This is a genomic window from Blautia sp. BIOML-A1 (genome assembly GCF_009883055.1).
Lineage (GTDB): Bacteria > Bacillota > Clostridia > Lachnospirales > Lachnospiraceae > Blautia_A.
The window spans coordinates 1-23,533 of the sequence record NZ_WWVR01000039.1 but is presented as its reverse complement, the minus strand read 5'-3'; the positions used below and the strand labels follow the sequence as shown (position 1 = coordinate 23,533).

Here is a 23,533-nt window from a genome sequence, read left to right as displayed (position 1 = left end):
ATCTCAAGGCTTATGGAGAAAGATTTGCAGGCTGACACTGAAACGTCAATGCAAATATGTACGGATACGTTAGTCCGAAATTTACGCCTGTGGAGAGTACAAGAACTTGTGAGTAGATTGATATTTATATCATCAAAAACATACTCGTTGAAGCAGGAATGAAACATAGAAGTTTATAACTTTTTATAAGTTTTCAGTAACGGTTGCAAAACCAATCATTCGTAAAATAAAGGTAGCGCTGCAAAATATACGGAACTCTAATATCAAAGATGATAAGGGTATGGAAGAAATAAAAACATTGGGCAGGAATGTGAAATAATGCAGACAGATTACAATACTTATGAAAGTCTTCGGGCAATACTTGAGAAAGAAACACCAATTCTTATTGCGCAGATTCGTGCGTTGTACAGAGAACTAGATAAGAAATTTCATCTTCAGGGAGCAAAAGTGCCAATAACTTTTGGTTTTGACAGGGACTCATTGGGGTCTTATAATCAAAACGGACACGGGCAGAAAGAACATTTTCATTTTTCTTTGTTTTTTATAGGATATGCCGTAAATAATCCACTCAGCAAAGAAGATAGAATAGATCTTTACAAACACGAATACGCACATTATATGCGATACAATATGCCTATTCCGAAACAGTATCAGTGGCAGCCTGGAATTCACGGAAGTGCATGGAAATACTGCTGCTCATTGATAGGTGCGGCACCAACGCCCTATTATAAAGCGGGTGAGGCACTGATGAATCACAATTATGAAAAAACTCTCAGGAATCCGATTCATGACAAAACAGTCACCATACGGGATCAGCACAGAAGAGAGCAGGAATACAGAAGAACGCAGAATGTGATTATAAAATATGAAAAAGGGGAAAGCGTCAATCATCCAAAATTTGGCGAAGGAATCATAGAAAAAATAGAGCAACAAGCGTGCTCTGTGAGTCTTCATATTCGCTTTGGAGAAGAAATGAAAGTGATAGATCAGAAATGGCTTCTTCAGACAAAATACAAAAAAAGAAAATGATAACAGTAAGATAAAAAGGAATAATACATTTGTACTGCTCTAATATGGCTAAGTTCGGAATGAATCCAAAACTATTAAAAAGAAGAGAACTTCAAATCTTATACATCTGTTTTTATGCGAAATATTCATTTGAGATTGAGCCAAAAGTTCCATATACAAAGGCTGATCTTGACTGGATGGATAAAAAATCCCAAAGCAGTGTGGAAATGAGTGATAAGAAATACAGACCGGAGATTATGAAGAAAGAGATGGATATGAGTTCTTATGACGAGATTCTTTTAGGATTTCCTGTCTAGTGGTATGTAGCTCCGACAATCATCAATACATTTTTGGAAGCCTATGATTTTGGTGGTAAAAAGATCGTGCTTTTTGCAACATCCGGTGGAAGTGGATTCGGTAATACCGTAAAAGAACTGCAGCCATCCGCACCAGATGAATGGTTTTCTCATCTGGCAATTGAATAACTGTTTGTCACATTCTCGTTACTTCAGATGAAGTGGAGAATCACTTCAATAAAGGAACTGCAGAACAATGAAGACTCAAGTTCTGCAGCTTCTTTTGTGTAAATATGATGTGCCTTTTGCGGAGATACAGCTATAGATTTTCCGGTCTGCAAAATAACAGCAGAGGGGAAAGGGGAATCAGGTATGACTTCCTTCGGTCAGGGAACAGCCATCCATTATGCGGATTCCGTTTATGGTATCCAGATAGGTGTCATACATTTCCTTCCATTCATCAGAGGCATCCTCGGAGTACTGGCTGATGGTGGACAGAAGATCGTATTTTTTGCCATCGACGGTTTCGATGCGGCCGAGATAGCCCTGCCATACACTGTCCAGAGGCTGGTCTTCACCATCGTAATATCTGGCTTCCAGGGTCAGCACAGGAACATCCTCATTGTAATAAGTCAGTTTATATCCACCATTTTCGGTTTCGGTCGTTTCATAACGGCAGAGATATTTCCAACGCTCCGGAGTAAGAACCTGAAAGTAATCCGTCATGGCCATATCCACATACTCTGCGTAAACGAAATCTATGGATTTAATCAGTTCTGCAGCTTCCTTTTCAGCGGCTTTATCATAGGTGTCTGACGGGGTCAGGATAAAAAGTCCAAATGTATAATCGTCAGTCTGGCATACAAGCACATCTACATTTTGTTCTTCTTCGTTGACTGCGGTTAAATATTGATATTTCGTAGCAGGATAAGATTCAAAGGTAAGGTCCTCTTGGGTGATGATCTCACCCTTTACCGGATAGTATTCTGCCAGAAAACCATTAAGGGAAGAATCTTCCAGAGAAGAATTAGCTACTTTTAAAACAAAGGCAGTACTTTTTCCCTCATTTACGGAACGTTGCTCGAAATAACCTCCTTTTTCGGGCATGGATTCTCTGATTGTATCATCGGCAGGAAAGCCAACCCGCATATGAAGCTCGCCACGCTTTTCTGATTCAGAGGATTCTTCTGCATTTGTATCGGAAGAGGAACTGGGGGATGAAGAATCAGAATTCTGTGAGGAGGAGTTTCCACTGGAATCGGAGGAAGTTCCGGAATACGATTTTTCTGAAGAATCTCCGGAGGAGGAATCAGCTTCTGAAGCGGAATATTCCTGAAGATTGCCGTAGTCATCAATATAATAGTTATCTCTGGAGCCAATATAAGTGGTTCCGGTAGCATCCTCCAGCCATACACTGCCATCCTCATAGTAATAATGAGGTTCAAAATAACCGTCCTGCTCGGTCCAGCCGGCATCGTTGCCTTCCATCAGTTCACCGGAATCCGGATCAGGGGCATAATTACCTTCGCCGATATATTCATCCTCGGAACCATTGCGGTACCAGTAATCTCCGTTTTCATCCTGCCAGATGTACTGCCCATCATCGGTTGGAGAGTCAGAAGCGAGGACCGGGACTGCAGATATGGAAAGAGCAATCGAGCCTGTTAAAAGAATTAAGATTTTTTTATGCATAGGCACCTCCTGATAAAAAGAACCTGTCTGTTAAGTATATTGTAACAGATAGATTCTGATATTCAGAAATGTGAAGAAAAAGAGACATTTACCGGCAGGTAAAAAGATATCCCTTACCATAAACCGAGACAATGTCATATTCATCGGTATCCTCGGCACCAATCTTGATCCGCAGGTTAAAGATATGCCGCCGTACCGTGCTGGTATCTGTTCCCGCACAGCTGCCCCATACTGCTTCATAGAGCTCCTTTGCAGAAAAAATCTTCTCCTGATTTTCAGCAAGGAGACGTAGCAGGGAGAATTCGGTACGGGTAAGACCTGTGTCAGCATTATTGAGATATGCATGGCCGTCCGAAAGATCCAGCCGCAGGCTTCCAATGGTGATCTGGCGGGAAGCCTGAAATTTTTCTTTTATTTTTTCTTCTATTCGTTTCTGGCGTTCCAGAAGCATCTGGATTACGGCCAGAAATTCGTCGAAATTATAAGGCTTGGTGAGATAATAGTCGCCTCCCTGCTGAAGTCCTTCTACCTTATCTCGGATATCACTTTTTCCTGAGAGAAAAAGAACCGGCTTCATGGTTTTTTCGCGGAAGTGGCGGCAGATATCCAGGCCGTTTCCGTCCGGAAGCATAATGTCCAGGATGAGAAGATCTGGCAGCTGTTCTTCAAGCTGATGATAGACTTCGGAGACTGTCTGTGCAGTGCGGACATCGTATCCACGGCGCCGCAGCATCCGGCAGTTGGCATTCAGCACCTGTTCTTCATCCTCCACCATAAGGATAAGCGATTTCTTTTCATTCATTTATGATTCCTCCTCCGGAAGTGAGAAGAACACCTGAGTTCCCTCACCTTCTTTGCTTTTCAGCCATATTTTGCCGCTGTGGGCGGTGATGATCTGATGACAGACATAGAGGCCTATGCCGTGCCGCCAGTAATCTTTATCAGCAGAAACATAACCCTTGAGTGCGTTTTTTCGCATTTCTTCTGACATACCGGTTCCAGTGTCGGAGACGCAGATGGTCTGCCAGCCCGGTTCGCCTGTAAGGGAAATAGTGATGGTTCCGTTTCGGGTGTGACGCTCTGCATTGGAGACCAGATTGGTGATAACCTGAATCAGCCGTTCCGGGTCTGCAGAGATTTCCGGGAGGTCGGGTTGTATCGTAAGCACCATCTGATTATTCTCGGAACCTGGATGACTGCTGAAATCTTTTTCCACAGAATGTAAAAGTGCTCCCAGATCTGATGGCACAAGGGAAAGGGCCAGCCGTCCCTGCTCAATGGAAACGGTATCCATCAAATCCAGTACGATCCGATCGATCCGCATTACTGACTGTTCAATGGTACGGAGATTTTCCTGCATAAGAGAGAAATCCAGAGGTTCTTCTTCAAGGAGCTCAGAGGTGTCCCGGGCGTGGAGGGAGATGGAACTCAGAGGATTTTTTATCTCGTGGGCAACGGTGGTCAGGAAGGTAGACTTGGCATTGTCAAGGGAGCGCAGCCGCAGGTTCTGTTCCTCCAGAAGGAGCTGCTGCTGGTTGTATTCCTTCAGATGAAAATAGAGAACAATGCCGCAGACAGTACTTACAGAGACAAATGCCAGAAGAATATCTGCCAGTCGGTCTGCTTCCGTGGCAAAAGGAGTTACAATGTGCGGAAAATGGTATGCGGCCAGACACAGTCCCATATATAGGATAATTTCCAGCAGAGAAACGATCAGAGCACGTCTTTTTTCCAGCATCAGCACGGTAAAAATAATGGCAAACACGAAGAAGGCCGGCATACCGCCATGATATCCGCCGCTGGTAAAAAACATCACCGGAAAAACAATCAGAAAAATCATGACAATGGTGATCAGATAGCAGCGCTGATATTTCCCACTGTAATAGGAATAAAGAAAAAGTTCTCCTGAGACTGCGACCAGCATAATGTTGATCAGGACATTTCTCCAAGAACCGGTTCCGAGACTGAGAAAGGCCATGATCAGGCTGATCACAGTGCCTCCTAAAGCCAGGATATTAAACAGCCGAACACGGAAATCAAGGGTGGGACTGAATAATGAGTGAAAAAAATGATGTATTTCCTGCATTGAAAAATCCTCCAGTAAAAAGAAAACAATGGGAAAGCTTCTGAAGTTACTGTAATTTTATCATAAACAGAGTAAGAAAAACAGCCTGGTTATGTGAAACCGGAGGAGTCGAAAACCTGGAACAATTCTGGCAGATAAAAATCATTTCCCGGGAATTGATATTGTCAAATTCGGAGAAAGCATCAGTATCATTCAAAAAAGAGTGACCTTCGAAAACACATCGGCCTTAGATGTATATGAAAAAGCAATAGATGCATTTAGAGATTATTATCAATATGAAGTAATACAGGGCGCTGACAGAAAGATGATAGAGAAAATACCGGAAGCAGCATTTAGAGAAGCAATTGCCAACGTGTTGATTCATAGGGCATGGGATATTAATTCACACGTTAGATTTTGTAAATTGTTGAAAGAAATATATTGTTATATGATTACGTAAGTGATATACTTAAGCATAAGAAAACCGTGTGAAATTACAGTCTGCTTTTTGCACGGTTTTCTTTATACCAAACAGTTAGTCAAAACTAACACAATGAAAATATGAAAAATTATAGAATAACAGATATTAGGCAATATAATCAATAAGCTATAGAACTAATACTATACCGCTGAAGATAATTATTTTTGCCAATGAATTTTTTCAAGCATATATGGAAGGAAAATATAATGCAAATAAATATTTTTGAAGGTATACTGATTCCATTTGTTGGAACAACGCTAGGTACAGCATGCGTGTTTTTTATGAGAAAAACACTTAGCAAGTTACTGCAACGTGCACTTGCAGGATTTGCAGCGGGTATAATGGTTGCTGCTTCAATTTGGAGTCTTCTGATTCCGGCTATTAAACAATCTGAGAATATGGGAACTTTATCGTTTGTTCCGGCAGCTGTTGGGTTCTGGATTGGTATATTGTTTTTACTCGCACTTGATCATTTGATTCCGCATCTTCATGTTGGAAGTGAACAGGCAGAGGGACCGAAAAGCAAACTAGATCGTACTACGAAGATGGTGTTGGCAGTTACATTACATAACATCCCTGAAGGTATGGCGGTTGGTGTAATGTATGCAGGATTTCTTGCTGAAAATGCACAGATTACAGCAACAAGTGCACTTGCCTTATCACTTGGAATTGCTATCCAGAATTTTCCAGAAGGAGCGATTATATCCATGCCGCTTAGGGCAGAGGGTGAAAGTAAGAGAAAGGCATTTCTTGGAGGTGTACTTTCAGGAGTGGTTGAACCGATTGGAGCAGTAGTGACGATTCTTGCTGCACAGCTGGTAATCCCGGCATTACCATATTTACTGAGTTTTGCAGCAGGAGCCATGTTATATGTCGTGGTTGAAGAACTAATTCCGGAAATGTCGCAGGGACAGCACTCGAATATTGGTACGCTTTTCTTTGCACTTGGATTTAGTTTGATGATGATTTTGGATGTGGCACTGGGGTAAGAGGAGAGGAATGATTCTTATGAGAATGCTATGAAGGCACCAGATGAAATGAGGGAATTGCATAAGCAGTTTTATGCTTATATGAAAAGAAGGAAGAAATGTGGATGCAAGACGAAAAAGGCACAGTGATTGGAGGAAAAAGCATGAAAAATGAAGAATATAAAAAATTGTCAATTAAAGAGTTTACAAAAGCAGCAGGAAGATATGAAAGTAACCATGCTGGCATTTACGAAATGTGCAAAAAGGATTATCCGGATATTCTGGAAGAATTAGATAAGGAGCCATTTAGAGATTTATTGGATGCAGGCTGCGGACCTGCACCAATGATTTCTTTATTAGCAGAAAAACATCCAGACCGGCATTATACAGGACTGGATCTGACTCCTGCCATGATTGAACAGGCAAAAAAGAAAAATATTTCAAATGCAACATTTGTTGTAGGAGACTGTGAGAACTTTCCTTTTGAAAACGATTCATTTGATGCAATTATTTGTTCTATGAGCTTCCATCATTATCCAGATCCACAGGCATTTTTTGACAGTGTGAAAAGATGTCTTCGCCCAAATGGAAGATTGATACTGAGAGATGTGACCAGTGACAATAAAGTATTGGTATGGCTAATGAATACATTGGAAATGCCGTTGGCAAATATATGCGGACATGGAGATGTCCAAGTGCCAACAAGAGATGTGGTCATAAAATGTTGCAAAAAAGCAGGATTAAAAGTAGAAAAATTTGAAATTCGTAAAGGTATGCGAATGCATTGTGTTGTGAGAAAACCTATGGGAAAGGCGATAGGAAATGAAAGATAAGTATCTTAGGGAAACACGAATGGTTGATTTTTCTAATCCGGCAATTCAAAAACTTATTCAAAATATGAAATGGAAGGAAATGGGTGAATTTGAAAGGATTAAGGCAATCTACAACTATGTAAGAGATGATATTTTATTTGGATATAATATTGATGACGGAATTTCAGCTTCAAAAGTACTTGCAGATGGTTATGGACAATGTAATACTAAAGGAACTTTATTCATGGCACTTTTACGTGCCTGCAATATTCCATGCAGAGTACATGGTTTTACGATTGATAAAAGCCTGCAGAAAGGAACTATGACCGGGTTTGTTTACCGTAATGCTCCAAAAAATATTTTCCATAGCTGGGTAGAAATTAATTTTGAAAATCAGTGGTATGAACTGGAAGCTTTCATTTTGGATAAAACCTATATAAAGAAGTTACAGGAACGAAATCCGGAATGTAAAGGTGCATTTTGCGGTTATGGAGTAGCAGTCAAGGATTTCAGAAATCTCATTATTGAGTTTGATAGGAACAATACTTATATTCAGAGCGAGGGAATTAATCAGGATTTTGGTGTTTATGATTGTCCAGATGAACTGTTGAAGGAACATCATCAAGAAATTTCAGCCTTTAAAGCATTTGCTTATAGACATATTGGAAGACACCTCATGAATCGTAATGTCAGGAAGATGAGAGAACGATAGTTTTAAGATTTTAGAATTAAAATTAAATTTGGAGGGTAATATGGCAGACAAAATACAAAATGCTTATGAAACATCAAAAAATATTCTTGCAAAGAAAGGTCGGTTTTCTCCATCGTTTCAGACGGAGAAAGAGCTGAGAAATATCCTTCAAAAACTATATAAAGAAACCGATGTCCATGTTGATGGTTCCATGGTATATTTCTATTGCGTGAAGTAATGCAATGATGATGATTCATTATAAAGTTTCAGATGATAAGTCTGGAACTTTATTTTTTGTCCAAATAGATTACCAAGGTCCATTCGGGTATGGATAAAGCTTAATTCTCATGGTAAGATATAAAAAAAAGTTAGAAATGACTAACGAAGAAAATACAGCTATATGAAGGGAATGAGAAGAAATTTGAATGTGAATGAAATTGCAAGCCTTGGAAGTAATGTGAAACCTGTGATTCAGAATGAGAATTGTTCGATCCTTATGCTGAATGATATGACAGGAGAAGGAGTAATGACAATTTACCGTGTGCTGCCCGGAGTGATGATTTGCTTTTCAGACATGCATATGGAACAGTGTGTATCTGAATTTGAATTGAAGAATGACAGAAAAATATTCTGTATTGACCACTGCCGGGAGGGAAGAATTGAGATGGAGGTAAAGCCTGGTGTGTTCAGTATTATGCAGGAAAAGGAACTTCGTCTGGATAACAGAGAAAATCATAAAGGGACAACTTATTATCCTCTGAAGCATTATCATGGAATCAGTATTTTCATGGAAGTTGTGGAAGTTCAGAAGGCACTTGATGAATTGTTTCAGGGATTCTCCGTATCCATTGAGAATCTTCGAAGCCGGTATTGTGCCGAAGAGAAACCTTATGTAATTCGGGGAGATAAGGAACTTGAGTCGATTCTTTCCGGATTTTACCAGAAAAACATGGCTCATCCAGAGCTTGCAAAAGCGAAAGAATATTATCAGATAAAAGTCGTGGAATTATTGTTGTACTTAAACACGATGACCGTAGAAGACAGGAAGGAAGTCAGACCATATTATTACAAAACTCAGATGGAAAAAATCAAAGGGATTCATGCGCAGATTACAGGGAATCCTCAGACACGGTTTACCATCGAAGAACTTTCCTCTATGTATGAGATTCCACTGACAACTATGAAAAAATGCTTCAAAGATGTTTATGGAGATTCTATTTATTCTTATCAGAAGAGATACCGCATGAATCTGGCTGCAAATATGTTGTTACAGGATAAGGCGAAAGAAATACAGGAGATCGCCTCCTGTTTAGGATATGAAAATCCGGGAAAATTTTCATCTGCATTTCGAAGTGTGATGGGGCTGTCTCCGGCAGAGTACAGATTCAGAAAGGAAACATATGATGGAAAATAAAAAAGTATCAGAAAAAAAAGACAGCTGGCTGAAAGTATTGCTTGGCTATACCGAAGGAAGCGGGCAAAGGCTTGGAATATCCGTTGTTTTATCTGTTATCAGTATTATCAGTGGACTCATGCCATATTATTGCATTTACCGTGGCATTGATTTGTATATAAGAAATCTGAACCAGGCTCCTATGCAGGAAATTTTAAAGTGGTGTCTATATGCCCTACTCTTTTACATTATAAAAATTGTAAGCTTTTCTGCATCCACATGGATTTCCCATATAGCAGCCTATCACATATTGGAGGGTCTAAGGATCCGCCTGACAGACCGGTTTCTGAAAGCACCGTTAGGAGATGTAGAAGGGCACAGTATTGGTGAAATCAAGAGCATTATGATAGAAAAAATCGAAAATATGGAACCTCCCATTGCCCATATGATTCCGGAAGGAAGCGGACATCTCCTGCTTCCGGTAATCAGCTTTATCGCTTTGTTTACATTGGACTGGAGAATTGCACTGGCTTCTCTTGTAACCGTTCCATTGTCCATGGTATTTATGACACTTACCATGATTATCAGCGGAAAAAGTTTCACTCAGTACGATGAATCTAATGCACATATGAACAGTACCATTGTAGAATACATAGAAGGAATCGAAGTCATTAAGTCATTTGGCAGGGCTGGAACCTCTTATGAGAAATATGCAAAAGCAATCCTGGATTACAAGAAATTTGTTGTGAAATGGCTGTCCTCCACCTGGATCACCATGAAAATGACATTCGCCCTGTTTCCATCGACACTGCTTGGAACTCTGCCTGTGGGACTGTATCTGACGATGCATGGTCAGTTGACCATATCACAGCTTGTTTTGGCAATCATGTTGTCCATGTCCATGGTAACATCTTTTGCAAAGATAGAGGTATTTTCCGAAAATCTTCGTGAAATGCAGTACAACATTGAAAGCATACAGGATTTCCTTACGATGCAAGAATTGCCGGAGTCTTCTGTACGTGTAAATATCAGCAGTTATGATGTGAAGCTGGAAAATGTGCATTTTTCCTATACTGGTGAGGAAAAGGATGAGGTGCTGCATGGAATAGACCTGACAATGCCGGCAGGAAGTTTTACCGCATTGGTCGGACCAAGCGGCGGAGGTAAATCCACAGTAGCAAGGTTGATCTCAAGATTCTGGGATGTGACGTCAGGCAGCATTACTATAGGTGATGTAAATATTAAGGAAATTCCGCTGTCACAGCTTTCAGAAATGGTTAGTTTTGTAACACAGGATAATTTTCTGTTCAGGTGTTCCATTATGGAAAATATACGTCTTGGTAATCCGGCAGCATCGGATGAAGAGGTGCAGGAAGCGGCAAGAAAGGCATGCTGCCAGGAATTTATAGAGAAACTGCCACAGGGGTATGATACTCAGGCAGGGGAAGCAGGAAAACGCCTGTCCGGTGGAGAAAAGCAGAGAATTGCTATTGCCAGAATGGTATTAAAAAATGCACCGATCGTCATCCTTGACGAAGCGACTGCATTTACGGATCCGGAAAATGAGAACAAGATTCAGAAGAGTATTGAAGAACTGACAAAAGGCAAGACATTGCTGGTCATTGCACACAGACTTTCCACAATCACAGATGCAGACAAAATCGTTGTTTTGAAAAATGGCTGTATAGAAGAAGCAGGAACTCAGGAAGAACTGATTCAGAACTGTCCGCTTTATCAGAGAATGTGGCAGGCCCATGTGGGAGTAAGGCACTGGGCAGTTGAAAGCCAGAAAGAAGGTGAAGAATCATGTTTGGTACTGTAAAAAGAATCATTGACTGGTGTGGAAGCTTTAAAAAGAATCTGTATATCGGTTTTATTTTTTCCTTTTTTTCAGGCTGGTTTGCGGCAATGCCGGTCGTATGGGCTGCATATATGATCGGGAAGCTTGTAGAATGCGAAGGACAGGGAAAAGCTGTCTCAACGGTTTGGATTGGGAAAAGTATCGTGATTCTGCTGTTCTTCATTTTTCTGCGCTTTCTGTTTGATTATCTGAGAGCAAGATTTCAGGAGTCGATCAGTTATGAATTGATTGCCAGAGACAGACTTGCAGTAGGAGATGCACTGAAACGTGTATCTTTAGGATATTTCCAGAATATGAATACAGGTACGATTCTCAATTCCATCACGACAGGCCTTCATACGCTGGAAGGAATGGGAATTCGTATGATTGATAACTTTGTGGGAGGTTATCTGAATTTTATCTGCATCCTTTTGTGGCTCACCTGTATGAACTGGAGAGTGGGGCTGATTGCAGTGACGGGTGCTGCTGTTTCTCTGATATTTCTGCTTATCATTTCAAAGTACAGTACAAGAAATGCACCAATCCTAGCTGCGGCAAACAGAGATCTGACTGGAGCAACCCTGGAATATGCCAGAGGACTTTCTGTAGTAAAATCCTTTGGAAAAGCAGGAGCTTCTATGGATTCTATGAAAAAAGCATGCAGGGACAGCCGTGATATTAATCTGAAAATAGAATGGGGGTATATTCCTTATAATGCACTGTATCTGCTGGCGTTAAAGACAGCAAGTGTGTGTATCGTGATCGCTGCATTTTATCTGGGATTTTCTGGACAGCTGGATTTTACTTATATGATGATTATCATTCTGTTGTCATTCCATGTGTTTGGTTCTTTGGAGCCGATTGCAGACTGCGCCCATGTACTGGCTGTCATTGATGATGCCTTGGATCATTTGGATGCGTTGACAAAAGAGTCCTTCATTGATGCAGATGGACAGCAGATAGAGATTGCACACTATGATATCGAATTTCAGAATGTAGATTTTTCTTACGGGGAAGGGAAGGAAAGAAGACAGGTGCTTCATAATGTGAATCTGAAAATTCCGGAGTATTCAGTTACAGCAATCGTTGGTCCTTCCGGAAGCGGAAAATCTACAATCTGCAATCTGATTGCTCGATTTTATGATGCAGACAGTGGAAGTGTTCGTGTGGGAGAACATGATGTGAAAGAATTTACCTGTGACAGTCTGTTATCCAACATTTCCATGGTATTTCAGAATGTATATCTGTTTCATGATACAGTGAGGAATAATATTTGCTTTGGAAAACCGGATGCAACAGAAGCAGAAATGGTCGAAGCGGCAAAGAAAGCGTGCTGCCATGATTTTATTATGGCATTACCGGAAGGCTACGATACTGTCATCGGTGAAGGGGGTGGGAGCCTGTCCGGTGGAGAAAAACAGCGCATTTCCATCGCAAGAGCGATTTTGAAGGATGCACCGATTATTATACTTGACGAAGCGACAGCCAGTGTAGATCCGGAAAATGAACATCTGATCCAGGCAGCTATATCGGAACTTACAAAAGGAAAAACCATAGTAACCATTGCACACAGACTGGCGACGATTGAACAGGCAGATCAGATTCTGGTGGTAGATAATGGGCAGATTGTTCAGAGAGGAACCCACAGAGAACTTGTGGTTATTCCTGGAAAATACAAGGATTTTGTAGATATCAGAAGCCAGTCGGAAGGCTGGAAAATCGGCTAGGAGGAACGAAAAACATGGAAGAATCAAGAAAATTATCAGGAAAGGATCTTATTACAATAGGAATCTTCTCTGCAATTTATTTTATGCTCAATCTGGCAGCTATGTTTACTGGATTTGTGCCAGTGTTGTGGCTGCTGTTACCGGGCGTAACAGGAATTGTGACCGGAATCCCATTCCTGCTTATGACAGCTAAAGTGAGAAAACCAGGGGCAGTACTTATTATGGGAACAATTACTGCATTGCTTTATTTTGTGACTGGTCAGTTTACAGTATTGTTACTGATTACATTTGCTATTGCATGTATATTGTCGGAACTGTACAGGGCTGTGACAAAGTATGATAACAGTTTTACACATATGATGATATCGTTTGTGTTTTTCTGTTATGGAATGCTTGGCTCTCCACTGGCAATATGGGTGTATAAAGACAGTTTTCTGGCGCAGATTCAGCAAAATGGAATGTCTGCAGAATATGTCCGGTCTTTATCGGGATTGATTTCTACGCCAATGTTGATTATACTTTGTATCTCTCCAGTCATAGGAGGCGTGATTGGAGCGTTGATTGCTAAAGGTTTATTCCGTAAACATTTTAAGAAAGCAGGGATTGTCTGATGAATAAGATAACAGTCATCAATCATCTTGATCCAAGAGCTGGGCTGTGGCTGCTTTTAATGGCAAATATTGGTATGTTCTGTCAGAAAAATTCTGAGCAGGGGAGTATGCTTTCAGGCATATTTCTCCTGCTTATGCTGGTGCATGGACTATATAAGGCGGCAGGTAAAGGTATCGTTTTACTTGTTTCTTCCCACCTTTTACTAATGTATGTATTTCCGCAGTGCCCCGCATGGATGAATATGGTGTTTCCAGTTTTAGTTAATTATTCATTGCGTATGCTGCCGTGTGTTTTGGCAGGTTTGTTGTTGCTTCGAACATCGTCCATGCAGAAAATGATCGCTGCCATGTATACACTGCATCTACCACAAGGATTTATCATAGCAATGTCTACGACACTTCGATATTTTCCAGCTTTGAAAGAGGAGTTCGTACATATAAATGCTGCCATGAAACTTCAGAATATCTCATGGGCATCCCGCTTGGAGTGTACGGTAGTTCCATTGATTGTGTCTGCAGTCAATACATCGGATGAAATAGCAGCGGCGGCAGTGGCAAGAGGAATCGAGAATCCAGGAAAAAAGACCAGTGAAATAACACTTCACATGGGGATTTCAGACTGGTTGATAATGATTTTGGTAACATTTGGAATACTTATAGTGGTGATTGCAGGATAAAGAAAATGATAAAGTTTGAAAATGTAAATGTAACAATGCAAGGAAAAAGAATTCTGTCAGATGTAAATCTGGAGATACAGGATGGGGAGTTCGTATTGATATGCGGGGAAAGTGGATGTGGAAAAACCACAATGACAAAATTGATTAATGGATTGATTCCACATTTTGTGAGGGATGTCAGCGTAGATGGAACGATTACGGTTTACGGGAAAAATGTTGCAGAGATGCCTATGTATGAAATTGCAGAGCTTGTAGGGTCTGTTTTTCAGAATCCAAGAACTCAGTTTTTTTATACGAATTCTAATGCTGAGATGGCATTCGGCTTGGAAAACAGAGGCGTGGAACCGGAATATATACGAAAAAGAATTAAGAATACAATAAATGAATTAGATATAGAGAAGCTGGAAGACCGAAATGTATTTTCCATGTCAGGTGGTGAGAAACAGCTTCTTGCGTTTGCATCAGTATATGCCATGAATCCGCAGATTTATGTGCTTGATGAGCCGTCGGCAAATCTTGATATGGCAGGAATCAAACGGTTGAGTGAAAGACTGAGGGTAATTAAGGGAAAAGGGCATGCGGTAGTTGTGGCGGAGCACAGACTTTCCTGGGTTCAGCAATTTGCAGACCGAATTCTTTATATGAAAGAAGGACATATAGAACGGGAATTTACACCATCGGAGTTCAGGGCTTTGTCAGATTCAGAGCGGGAACAGTTGGGATTAAGGAGTATAGTGCCGGAACAGATACAGATTCCGGAAATTTCCGGTGACTTGGAAAATGCAGAGCTTAAGGTGTGCAATCTTTCCTTTAAGAGAAAGAAACAGATGATTTTTCAGAATATTAGTTTATCTGCAAGAGCGGGAGACATCATCGGTATCACAGGGAAAAACGGTGCCGGAAAATCTACTTTTTGCAATTGCTTGTGCGGTCTGCTTAAGCCCAAAGGCGGCGAGATTCTGTATCAAGGGAAAAAGCTGTCAGAAAAGGCCCGGACCAAACTGTTCGGGATGGTCATGCAGGAAGTCAATCATCAGTTGTTTTCAGATAGTGTGAAAAATGAATGCCTGCTTGCAAATGAAGACGCTTCCGAACAGGAAATCAGGGAACTGCTTGAAGAATTTGACTTGAAAGAGTATGCAGAATATCATCCGATGATATTATCTGGCGGACAAAGACAAAGGCTTGCTGTTTGCCAGGCAGTTATGAGTGGAAAAAAAATGCTTATTTTCGATGAACCTACCAGTGGCCTGGATTTTAGGCATATGTGTCAGGTGGAAAAAATGATGAAACGGCTGGCAGAAGAAAAATATATTATTATAGTTGTAACACATGACTATGAGTTTTTGAATCGAGCTTGTAAGAGGTATATTAGAATAAATAGTTGACTTTTAGGAAACAGTTCTCTAATATGGCACAAAGCAAGCCGTATAATTTTTATTCACTGAATAACGTGCCTGCCCTTGTATCATTGAATAATGATGATTACGACGAAGAACCGGAAACGGATTTTTCAGAAGAAGCAGACGGCGAAGACTAAAAAATGATAGTGTGTTATATATCAAAGGCATAACACACTTTCTAACACATAAAGTTATAAAGGAAATCCCCTTATTTATGAGGAGAAATGAAAAACAATTAAATATAAAAATGTGTAAAAATGTTGAAAAATAAAGGCTTATCACCTCAAATCCGTTGGCACGAAAGGAGATAAAAACGTGGTCAAAATACTATTTATATGTCACGGCAGTGTTTAAGGGACGGGGCAAAAGTCTTGATTTTATTGGGTCTCTTGGGTGGAAACGTAGAATTTACACCTTTGGAAGATCGGATCGGAATAATTAAAAAAGTTGTCATAATTCAGTTGGTCAAAAAAGAATACTACACTCAAAATTAATTAAAAAATCAATCGTAAAAAAATACGATTGATTTTTTGCGCGTTTTTGCATATAATATAATCATTATGGTTGGAAAGGGAACGATTACTATGCGTGAGACAAGAATATTAGAATTCAAGGAAACGATTACGAATGCTTTTTTGAAAACAGTTAGTGCCTTTTCGAATTACAATGGTGGAACAATTCTTTTTGGGGTTGATGATAATGGAAATGTGAAAGGATTGCCAGATGTAAAACAGGCCTGTCTGGATATCGAAAATAAAATCAATGACAGTATATCACCTCAACCAAACTATATACTTGAAATACAGAATAATGACCAGACGATAAAACTTACTGTAAAAAATGGTCTTCAAAAACCGTATTTATATAAATCAAAAGCATACAAACGAAATGATACAGCAACGATAGAGGTAGATACATTGGAATTTTCAAGGCTTGTATTAGATGGAAAAAATATTAGTTTCGAAGAATTATCTTGTAAAGATCAGGAGCTATCTTTTGAAATTTTACAGTGTAAACTGAAAGAAAATATTTACATTGAAACTTTCAATCAAGATACTTTAAAGACATTGAACTTGTATAACAATATAAATGGTTATAATAATGCAGCGGGACTTTTGGCAGATAAAAATCATTTTTCAGGAATTGATATTGTTAAGTTCGGTGAGAATATCAGTATTATTCAAAAAAGAGTAACGTTTGAACATATATCGGTTTTAGAAATATATGAAAAAGCACTTGCTGTATTTAGAGATTATTACCAATATGAAGTAATACAGGGGGCTGACAGAAAGATGGTAGAGAAAATACCGGAAGCAGCTTTCAGAGAAGCAATTGCAAATGCTTTGATTCATAGGGTATGGGATATTAATTCACACATCAGAGTTTCTATGTTTGATGATAGAATAGAAGTAGTATCTCCTGGTGGATTGCCGGCTGGAATAACGGCAGAAGAATATTTATCAGGTAAACTATCTATTTTAAGAAATAGAAATCTTGCAAATGTATTTTATAGACTGGGATTAGTAGAGATATTTGGAACAGGAATTACACGAATCAAACAACTGTATGCAGAGAGTTTGATAAAACCAGAATTTGAAGTGTCAGAAAATGCTATAAAAATTGTACTACCGATATTTGAAACGAATGTCAATTTAACCGAAGACGAAAAAGTGATTTACAAATTTTTAAGTAAGACGATGCTGAAACCAATAAGTGAAATTGCACCATATGTCCCATTTGGCAAATCAAAAACAACACAATTACTGAAAGCTATGGAGAAAAAGGGTGTGATTGCAGTTGAAGGAAAAGGCAGAGGAACAAAATATATCATTAAGTGATTGAGAACATAGAGGGTTCAAATTACACAATCTTTCAATAACACAAGGAGAAAATCATATGATAAAAATTTTATTTTTATGCCACGGCACTCTTTGAAAGCTTCGCTCAAAAGCCAGTAAAATCACAGTCTGAAGGGCATAGGCGGTTAGAAAATAACCCCAAAATAACCCACGGTATTTTGTGCAGATATTACATGTAAATATAGATGATATTGGGGACGCAATATGATAGAAGAGCTGTAAGATTTTGGAAAGAGAAATCTTATGGCTTTTTTGCAAACAAATTGAAGAGAAAAGGAGGTCATCACAATGAAGTTTGATGAATTATTTGAACAGAGAAGTCTGGTGGCTTCGAAGTTAAAAGATTGTATTAGAGATATGGGTTATACAAAAGTATCCTTTGCGGCAAAGGCAGACATTTCAACAAGATATAACAAGGATTCTCCCACCTCTATAGGTGGTGAGATGAATTGTAAACAAGAAAATGAACGGCAGTGGTGGGCGGAGAGAAATCGGTATCCCCCACTGACATGAGGCAAATCACAGTCAGCATGTTGCTGACATGTCAGACTCTGTGAAATTACCGACTGTGAGTTGAAACAAGACCAACTCTTGATAAGTTGCTGAATGGCAATATAGACAGTAAGAGTTCTTTTGATCGCCATTTGCAGAAAATACTGAAATTGCTCAACATAACGGTAGAAGACTTGATGTTATATCATTCAGCACCATCAAAGCTTTCGGAAGCAACGTTGTATTCACAGAACGCACCGATGAATCATGAAATGAACGATACAGCAAAGAAGCAGTATAATTTACTTCTTGATATAATTGATTTGTGTGCGATTTATTATTAAAGGTAAAGATATAGATGATGTCTGGGATGCAATATGATAGAATGGTTACAAGAAAAATTTGTAGGAATATAAAGATATGGAATTAAGATTATTACGCTATTTTTTAACAGTAGCAAAAGAACAGAGCTTTACAAAAGCAGCAGAACAATTGCATATTACCCAGCCAACGCTATCCAGACAAATGGCGGCATTTGAAGAGGACCTGGGAATAACATTATTTATTCGAAACGGGAAGAAAATATCGCTCACTGATGAAGGAATTTTATTAAAAAGGCGTGCCTTGGAGATTCTTAATCTTGAGGAAAGGACGCTTGAGGAACTGCAAGGAAAAGAAGAGGTTGTAGAGAGCACGATAACCATTGGATGCGGTGAATTTGCAGCAGTGGAGACATTGGCGAAGATATGTAAAACATATAAAGAAAAATATCCGCTGGTTCAGATTGTATTGCATACTGCAACAGCAGATGCAGTGTATGAGATGATGAACAAAGGACTTGTAGATATCGCATTATTCATGGAGCCGGTGGACACCGAAGGGCTGGATTATATCCGGATCACAGATTGCGATCACTGGTGTGTCGGAATGCGGCCGGATGATCCGCTGGCAGAAAAAGAGTTTATAAAAAAAGAAGATCTTATTGGAAAGCCCTTGATCCTGCCGGAAAGAATGAACGTTCAAAGTGAACTTGCCAACTGGTTTGGGAAAGACTTTTCAAAATTACAGATTGCTTTTACGAGTAATCTTGGAACGAATGCCGGAGTTATGGCGGCAAATGGACTGGGGTATCCAATTTCAATTGAGGGTGCTGCAAAGTATTGGCGAGAGGATATTCTTGTACAGCGAAGAATTTCTCCTGAAATCACGACCAGTACGGTGATTGCCTGGCGACGGAATATCCCATATTCTTTGGCAGTTCGTAAAATGATCGAGGAGATTAATGCTTTTCAGGCATAAAACAAAATTCAATATAAGCATTAGACATAATGAAGCGATAGAGCTTAAAATAGATGTGTAAGATGAATGTAAATCTTATACATCTATTTTTTGTGAAAAATACGTATAGAAAGGGGATTTTTATTATGAGTAAAAAATTAGTGGCATTTTTCAGTGCAAGCGGAACAACAAAAAAAGTAGCACAGATGATCGCAGAGGAAGTAAAAGCGGATTTGTTTGAGATTGAGCCGAAAGTTCCATATACAAAGCCTGATCTTGACTGGATGAATAAAAAATCCAGAAGCAGTGTGGAAATGAGTGATAAAAAATATAGACCGGCGATTATGAAAAAAGAGATGGATATGAGTTCTTATGACGAGATCCTTCTGGGATTCCCAATCTGGTGGTATGTGGCTCCGACAATCATCAATACATTTTTAGAAGCTTACGATTTCAGTGGTAAAAAGATTGTGCTCTTTGCAACATCCGGTGGAAGTGGATTCGGTAATACTGTAAAGGAATTACAGCCATCTGCACCGGATGCAGTTATCACAGAAGGCAGCCTGTTAAACCGTGGAACAAAACAGGAAATCAGTGAGTGGGTAAAATCTTTATAAATAACAGTGCTATGGAGGTATACAGAAAATGGGAAAAATAATACAGACAGCAGGAAGAAATGCACTTGGTGAATTTGCACCGGAGTTTGCACATTTTAACGATGATGTCCTTTTCGGTGAAAACTGGAATAACCAGGATATTGACGTAAAAACAAGAAGTATCATCACAGTGGTTGCTCTGATGGCTTCCGGAATTACAGATTCTTCTTTAAAATATCATCTTCAAAATGCAAAAAATCATGGTGTAACACAAAAAGAGATTGCCGCAGTAATCACACATGTCGCATTTTATGCAGGATGGCCAAAAGCATGGGCTGTTTTCAATCTTGCAAAGGAAGTGTGGGAGACAGGCGAAGGAGATTTGCCATACGAAGAGGAAGCGATGCGGGCGCATGCAAAAGAGATGGTATTTCCAATTGGTGCACCAAACGATGACTTTGCACAGTATTTTTCTGGCAGAAGTTTTCTTGCACCAATCTCTACATCTCAGGTTGGAATTTTCAATGTAACATTTGAACCTGGATGCAGAAATAACTGGCATATTCATCATGCAAAAAGTGGGGGAGGACAGATACTGGTATGTGTTGCCGGAAGAGGATATTATCAGGAAGAAGGGAAAGATGCTGTAGAAATGAAGCCAGGCGACTGCATCAATATTTCGGCAGAAGTGAAACACTGGCATGGCGCCGCACCGGATGAATGGTTTTCACATCTGGCAATAGAAGTTCCAGGCGAAAATGGTTCTAATGAATGGCTTGAACCGGTAAGTGATGAAGAATATAGAAAACTAAAATAGGAAGGTTGAAAAAAGTATATTTATAAGACAATTTGCATATGGAGGTTATATTTATGTTGAAAACAGAAGAATTAAAACTAGTATCTGAATGGGATAAAACTTTTCCAAAAAGTGAAAAAGTAGATCATGAGAAAGTGACATTTGTAAATCGTTATGGAATCACACTTGCTGCAGATTTGTATAAGCCGAAAAATGCATTTGGAAAATATCCAGCGATTGCTGTAAGTGGACCATTTGGTGCAGTCAAAGAACAGTGTTCCGGACTGTATGCGCAGACGATGGCTGAAAAAGGATACCTTACTATTGCATTTGATCCTTCTTTTACGGGAGAAAGTGGAGGCAATCCAAGATACATGGCTTCTCCGGATATTAATACAGAAGATTTCATGGCTGCTGTTGATTTCCTTTCTGTTCGGGAAGAGGTAGATCAAGATAGAATAGGAATCATTGGAATCTGTGGCTGGGGTGGGATGGCTCTTAACGCAGCTGCACTCGATACAAGAATAAAAGCAACGGTTGCATCTACCATGTATGATATGACAAGGGTAAATGTGAATGGGTACTTTGATTCTGAGGACAGTGAAGAAGCACGTTATGCGAAGAAGCAGTCGCTGAATACCCTCAGAACACAAGAATACTGTAAAGGCGAATATTCCAGAGCTGGTGGTTGTGTTTCTCTTCCGGTTCCAGAGGATGCCCCTTTCTTTGTAAAAGATTACAGTGAGTATTATAAAGGCAGATGTTATCATAAAAGAAGCCTGAATTCCAATGATGGCTGGAACAGTATTGGATGTATGTCATTTATGAATCAGCCAATATTAAAGTACAGTAATGAAATCAGAAGTGCAGTCCTCATTGTTCACGGAGAAAAAGCACACAGCTATTATTTTGGAAAAGATGCTTATGAAAATATGATTAAGGACAGCAAGTACACATCCAATAAAGAGCTGCTAACAATTCCAGGGGCTGTTCATACAGATCTTTACGATAATCTGGATGTAATCCCATTTGATAAAATCCAGAAATTTTTTGAAGAAAACGGAGTTGGTTAATTATGGCAAAAAAAGTATTGATCATATCGACAAGTCTTCGAGGAGGGAGCAATTCTGATATGCTTGCAAATGAGTGTGCAAAAGGAGCAAAAGAAGCGGGGCATGATGTGGAACTTCTTTCTTTGAAAGGAAAAGATATAAAATATTGTATCGGTTGTCTATCCTGCCAGAGGACTGGGATGTGTGTACAGAAGGATGATATTGCAGATATTATGGCAAAGGTAAAGAATGCAGAAGTTATTGTCTATGCAACCCCAATTTATTATTATGAGATATTTAATAAAAACAAAGTTTATTATGTCTTGAATAATGATTTTAGTAGCGTATTTGAATTTCAGTTTTAATACTGATGAATTTATAAATTTGCAATTATGATAAGAAAGGTTAAATATGATAAGTCTAAGAAAACGAGATATAAAAAAGGCATTAAAAGCTGGTGCAAAGGCTGGCGGTGTATCATTGGTGGATTGTTCTGATGATGAAATATTTGTTTCAAAAAACGAGAACGAGCCACAAATTCCTGCAAGTTTAGCCAAGCTGTTTGTTATTGAGTATGCGTCAACTTTAGCAGACCTTGATAGTATCGTTGTTGCAGACTATGGTGCTATTTCACTCACGAAACCTGGCTCGTCTGTTGCTCAAATCAAGGAAAAAGAATACTTTTTACACAATCTATTTGCGGCAATGTTAGTACCGTCAGGGAATGACGCAGCTTATGTGGTTGCTGATTATTGTGGAGGATTACTTTCGCCGCAAGCAGAAAGCTGTCAAGAGCGTGTGAGGATTTTCATGGAGAACTTAAACCTGCATTTGCAACAGCAGGGGTACTTAGACACAGTTTTATATGATCCGAGTGGTTTTGATATGGAGGCACTTACCACCACTTTAGATTTGAAAGAAGTAGTATATCGGTTGTTGGAATACTCGTGGTTTAGAGAAATTGTATCTCAAAACACTTATACGGCAACACTGCCTGATGGCAGTACACAAATATGGCAGAATACAAACGCCTTCCTTGATCCGACATCCGAATATTACAACGAAAATGTATGCGGAATTAAGACTGGCTCTCTGTCTGACGACTATAACTTGATTGTGCTTTATCAGCAGCACAGGCGATTGCTACTTGTGATGAGCAGAAATTATCAAGAGGGGATCAGGTGCAGTTCCAGAGGTTTGACACGATCAAAAAGAAACACTGGAGCCCTACGACAGTATCGGCAATCGTCCGGGATGAGATTTATATTGGAACCAGAATCTGGGGCAAAACACGTTGCAGTATGCATACGGGCCATAAAGCAGTTCTGAATGATGAAACAGAATGGGTTCGCCTGGAAAATCATCATACGGCAATTATAGACAGGGAATTGTTTGAAAAAGCAAATGAAATGCATCCGAAAAAGAAGAGAAGTGTTGCAGAATCACGCACCAATTTTACTCTGGAAAGACGTAAAAAACAGCCGGCCTTGCTGATATGTGCCAACTGTGGGCATTCTCTGTTAAAAGAAACAGAGCATCTGCTGAAATGTTCAGATGCCAGAACCAATGGTGATCCTGTGTGCCGAAGTCTGGTGATTCGTAGGGAACCGATGGAGGAGAATATCCTTGGGCTTGTCCGTCAGTATGCAGCGTCAATGTTGAAAAAAGGAAAGAAAGTATCTTCCAAAAGACAATGTGAATACAAAGAGATCAATACTACAGAATTGCAAAAACAGAGCCGACAGTTGACCTCGGAAAAGATGAAACTCTATGATGATTACAAAGATGGTCGTATA

At 39.6% G+C, this 23,533-nt stretch carries 25 protein-coding genes and 1 pseudogene; 23 read left to right on the top strand and 3 right to left on the bottom strand.

All coding sequences use genetic code 11. The annotated features are described in order from the left end of the window. The first annotated feature begins 318 nt into the window (after window positions 1-318). Both GT674_RS14390 and GT674_RS14385 read left to right on the top strand, forming a co-directional pair. Entirely contained in the window at window positions 319-1,029 is a 711-nt protein-coding gene (locus GT674_RS14390) for a hypothetical protein (protein WP_161286327.1), read from the top strand. A 128-nt stretch (window positions 1,030-1,157) separates the two neighbouring features. Next, window positions 1,158-1,463 (top strand): annotated as a pseudogene (locus tag GT674_RS14385) (flavodoxin); the annotation flags it as partial. A gap of 207 nt (window positions 1,464-1,670) precedes the next feature. Here the strand turns inward: GT674_RS14385 and GT674_RS14380 are convergent. From GT674_RS14380 to GT674_RS14370, 3 genes are all read right to left on the bottom strand, one after another. Further along, window positions 1,671-2,996: a hypothetical protein gene (locus GT674_RS14380; protein WP_161286326.1), complete on the bottom strand. Its 1,326-nt coding sequence runs from the start codon at window positions 2,994-2,996 to the stop codon at window positions 1,671-1,673. 88 nt (window positions 2,997-3,084) lie between these two features. After that, window positions 3,085-3,798 carry a response regulator transcription factor gene (locus tag GT674_RS14375; RefSeq protein WP_161286325.1) on the bottom strand — a complete coding sequence of 238 codons (714 nt, stop codon included), beginning with the start codon at window positions 3,796-3,798 and terminating at the stop codon, window positions 3,085-3,087. Next, the gene (locus GT674_RS14370; protein WP_330585604.1) at window positions 3,799-4,989 is read right to left on the bottom strand and encodes a sensor histidine kinase; all 1,191 of its coding nucleotides are present in this window, start codon (window positions 4,987-4,989) and stop codon (window positions 3,799-3,801) included. A gap of 759 nt (window positions 4,990-5,748) precedes the next feature. Here GT674_RS14370 and GT674_RS14360 point away from each other — a divergent pair. The 21 genes from GT674_RS14360 to GT674_RS14265 all read left to right on the top strand — a co-directional run. Then, window positions 5,749-6,531, top strand: a complete 783-nt coding sequence (locus tag GT674_RS14360) for a ZIP family metal transporter (RefSeq protein WP_161286323.1) — start codon at window positions 5,749-5,751, stop codon at window positions 6,529-6,531. Between the two features lie 143 nt (window positions 6,532-6,674). Next, window positions 6,675-7,343 (top strand): class I SAM-dependent methyltransferase, encoded by a 669-nt coding sequence (locus GT674_RS14355; protein ID WP_161286330.1) that lies wholly within the window; start codon window positions 6,675-6,677, stop codon window positions 7,341-7,343. Continuing rightward, on the top strand, window positions 7,333-8,034 hold the full coding sequence (locus tag GT674_RS14350) for a transglutaminase-like domain-containing protein (protein ID WP_161286322.1): 702 nt from the start codon (window positions 7,333-7,335) through the stop codon (window positions 8,032-8,034). Before GT674_RS14355 ends, GT674_RS14350 begins: the two co-directional genes overlap by 11 nt. 40 nt (window positions 8,035-8,074) lie before the next feature. After that, window positions 8,075-8,251 carry a hypothetical protein gene (locus tag GT674_RS14345; protein ID WP_205164690.1) on the top strand — a complete coding sequence of 59 codons (177 nt, stop codon included), beginning with the start codon at window positions 8,075-8,077 and terminating at the stop codon, window positions 8,249-8,251. 189 nt (window positions 8,252-8,440) lie between these two features. Beyond that, window positions 8,441-9,427: a helix-turn-helix domain-containing protein gene (locus GT674_RS17825; protein WP_161286321.1), complete on the top strand. Its 987-nt coding sequence runs from the start codon at window positions 8,441-8,443 to the stop codon at window positions 9,425-9,427. Then, on the top strand, window positions 9,414-11,228 hold the full coding sequence (locus tag GT674_RS14335; protein ID WP_330585599.1) for an ABC transporter ATP-binding protein: 1,815 nt from the start codon (window positions 9,414-9,416) through the stop codon (window positions 11,226-11,228). Before GT674_RS17825 ends, GT674_RS14335 begins: the two co-directional genes overlap by 14 nt. Then, window positions 11,213-12,973 carry an ABC transporter ATP-binding protein gene (locus GT674_RS14330; RefSeq protein ID WP_161286320.1) on the top strand — a complete coding sequence of 587 codons (1,761 nt, stop codon included), beginning with the start codon at window positions 11,213-11,215 and terminating at the stop codon, window positions 12,971-12,973. The genes GT674_RS14335 and GT674_RS14330 overlap by 16 nt, the downstream gene beginning before the upstream one ends. 14 nt (window positions 12,974-12,987) lie before the next feature. After that, window positions 12,988-13,584, top strand: a complete 597-nt coding sequence (locus tag GT674_RS14325) for an MptD family putative ECF transporter S component (protein WP_144369862.1) — start codon at window positions 12,988-12,990, stop codon at window positions 13,582-13,584. Beyond that, window positions 13,584-14,261, top strand: a complete 678-nt coding sequence (locus GT674_RS14320) for an energy-coupling factor transporter transmembrane component T (RefSeq protein ID WP_161286319.1) — start codon at window positions 13,584-13,586, stop codon at window positions 14,259-14,261. Before GT674_RS14325 ends, GT674_RS14320 begins: the two co-directional genes overlap by 1 nt. A gap of 5 nt (window positions 14,262-14,266) precedes the next feature. Then, complete coding sequence (locus GT674_RS14315; protein WP_173902522.1) at window positions 14,267-15,649, top strand: ABC transporter ATP-binding protein; 1,383 nt, start codon at window positions 14,267-14,269, stop codon at window positions 15,647-15,649. Window positions 15,650-15,672: 23 nt separating this feature from the next. After that, window positions 15,673-15,801: a hypothetical protein gene (locus GT674_RS17670; RefSeq protein WP_264475595.1), complete on the top strand. Its 129-nt coding sequence runs from the start codon at window positions 15,673-15,675 to the stop codon at window positions 15,799-15,801. 447 nt (window positions 15,802-16,248) lie between these two features. Beyond that, window positions 16,249-17,502, top strand: a complete 1,254-nt coding sequence (locus tag GT674_RS14310; protein ID WP_161286318.1) for an ATP-binding protein — start codon at window positions 16,249-16,251, stop codon at window positions 17,500-17,502. 309 nt (window positions 17,503-17,811) lie between these two features. After that, window positions 17,812-18,036: a hypothetical protein gene (locus GT674_RS17505; RefSeq protein ID WP_243149144.1), complete on the top strand. Its 225-nt coding sequence runs from the start codon at window positions 17,812-17,814 to the stop codon at window positions 18,034-18,036. A 176-nt stretch (window positions 18,037-18,212) separates the two neighbouring features. Next, entirely contained in the window at window positions 18,213-18,359 is a 147-nt protein-coding gene (locus GT674_RS17500; RefSeq protein ID WP_242854887.1) for a hypothetical protein, read from the top strand. Window positions 18,360-18,435: 76 nt separating this feature from the next. After that, entirely contained in the window at window positions 18,436-19,314 is an 879-nt protein-coding gene (locus tag GT674_RS14295; protein ID WP_161286317.1) for a LysR family transcriptional regulator, read from the top strand. Window positions 19,315-19,439: 125 nt separating this feature from the next. Beyond that, on the top strand, window positions 19,440-19,910 hold the full coding sequence (locus GT674_RS14290; RefSeq protein WP_161286316.1) for a flavodoxin: 471 nt from the start codon (window positions 19,440-19,442) through the stop codon (window positions 19,908-19,910). Between the two features lie 28 nt (window positions 19,911-19,938). Continuing rightward, window positions 19,939-20,706 (top strand): carboxymuconolactone decarboxylase family protein, encoded by a 768-nt coding sequence (locus GT674_RS14285; protein WP_161286315.1) that lies wholly within the window; start codon window positions 19,939-19,941, stop codon window positions 20,704-20,706. A gap of 53 nt (window positions 20,707-20,759) precedes the next feature. Next, entirely contained in the window at window positions 20,760-21,758 is a 999-nt protein-coding gene (locus GT674_RS14280; protein WP_161286314.1) for an alpha/beta hydrolase, read from the top strand. A 2-nt stretch (window positions 21,759-21,760) separates the two neighbouring features. After that, complete coding sequence (locus tag GT674_RS14275; protein WP_243149143.1) at window positions 21,761-22,102, top strand: flavodoxin family protein; 342 nt, start codon at window positions 21,761-21,763, stop codon at window positions 22,100-22,102. Between the two features lie 46 nt (window positions 22,103-22,148). Further along, on the top strand, window positions 22,149-23,066 hold the full coding sequence (locus tag GT674_RS14270; RefSeq protein ID WP_243149142.1) for a peptidase S11: 918 nt from the start codon (window positions 22,149-22,151) through the stop codon (window positions 23,064-23,066). Further along, window positions 22,982-23,533, top strand: a 552-nt coding sequence (locus tag GT674_RS14265) for a recombinase family protein (protein ID WP_330585605.1), incomplete at its 3' end; no start/stop codon positions are given. The genes GT674_RS14270 and GT674_RS14265, both read left to right, overlap by 85 nt.

Excerpts from the sequence above, each read along its gene's own strand:
- GT674_RS14375 (WP_161286325.1), bottom strand. The coding sequence starts at position 3,798 with ATGAATGAAAAGAAATCGCTTATCCTTATGGTGGAGGATGAAGAACAG.
- GT674_RS17500 (WP_242854887.1), top strand. The coding sequence starts at position 18,213 with ATGTTATATCATTCAGCACCATCAAAGCTTTCGGAAGCAACGTTGTAT.
- GT674_RS14290 (WP_161286316.1), top strand. The coding sequence starts at position 19,440 with ATGAGTAAAAAATTAGTGGCATTTTTCAGTGCAAGCGGAACAACAAAA.
- GT674_RS14295 (WP_161286317.1), top strand. The coding sequence starts at position 18,436 with ATGGAATTAAGATTATTACGCTATTTTTTAACAGTAGCAAAAGAACAG.
- GT674_RS14330 (WP_161286320.1), top strand. The coding sequence starts at position 11,213 with ATGTTTGGTACTGTAAAAAGAATCATTGACTGGTGTGGAAGCTTTAAA.
- GT674_RS14380 (WP_161286326.1), bottom strand. The coding sequence starts at position 2,996 with ATGCATAAAAAAATCTTAATTCTTTTAACAGGCTCGATTGCTCTTTCC.
- GT674_RS14310 (WP_161286318.1), top strand. The coding sequence starts at position 16,249 with ATGCGTGAGACAAGAATATTAGAATTCAAGGAAACGATTACGAATGCT.
- GT674_RS14360 (WP_161286323.1), top strand. The coding sequence starts at position 5,749 with ATGCAAATAAATATTTTTGAAGGTATACTGATTCCATTTGTTGGAACA.
- GT674_RS14325 (WP_144369862.1), top strand. The coding sequence starts at position 12,988 with ATGGAAGAATCAAGAAAATTATCAGGAAAGGATCTTATTACAATAGGA.
- GT674_RS17505 (WP_243149144.1), top strand. The coding sequence starts at position 17,812 with ATGAAGTTTGATGAATTATTTGAACAGAGAAGTCTGGTGGCTTCGAAG.
- GT674_RS14280 (WP_161286314.1), top strand. The coding sequence starts at position 20,760 with ATGTTGAAAACAGAAGAATTAAAACTAGTATCTGAATGGGATAAAACT.
- GT674_RS14345 (WP_205164690.1), top strand. The coding sequence starts at position 8,075 with ATGGCAGACAAAATACAAAATGCTTATGAAACATCAAAAAATATTCTT.
- GT674_RS14335 (WP_330585599.1), top strand. The coding sequence starts at position 9,414 with ATGATGGAAAATAAAAAAGTATCAGAAAAAAAAGACAGCTGGCTGAAA.
- GT674_RS14355 (WP_161286330.1), top strand. The coding sequence starts at position 6,675 with ATGAAAAATGAAGAATATAAAAAATTGTCAATTAAAGAGTTTACAAAA.
- GT674_RS14315 (WP_173902522.1), top strand. The coding sequence starts at position 14,267 with ATGATAAAGTTTGAAAATGTAAATGTAACAATGCAAGGAAAAAGAATT.
- GT674_RS14285 (WP_161286315.1), top strand. The coding sequence starts at position 19,939 with ATGGGAAAAATAATACAGACAGCAGGAAGAAATGCACTTGGTGAATTT.
- GT674_RS14270 (WP_243149142.1), top strand. The coding sequence starts at position 22,149 with ATGATAAGTCTAAGAAAACGAGATATAAAAAAGGCATTAAAAGCTGGT.
- GT674_RS14350 (WP_161286322.1), top strand. The coding sequence starts at position 7,333 with ATGAAAGATAAGTATCTTAGGGAAACACGAATGGTTGATTTTTCTAAT.
- GT674_RS14275 (WP_243149143.1), top strand. The coding sequence starts at position 21,761 with ATGGCAAAAAAAGTATTGATCATATCGACAAGTCTTCGAGGAGGGAGC.
- GT674_RS14390 (WP_161286327.1), top strand. The coding sequence starts at position 319 with ATGCAGACAGATTACAATACTTATGAAAGTCTTCGGGCAATACTTGAG.
- GT674_RS14320 (WP_161286319.1), top strand. The coding sequence starts at position 13,584 with ATGAATAAGATAACAGTCATCAATCATCTTGATCCAAGAGCTGGGCTG.
- GT674_RS17670 (WP_264475595.1), top strand. The coding sequence starts at position 15,673 with ATGGCACAAAGCAAGCCGTATAATTTTTATTCACTGAATAACGTGCCT.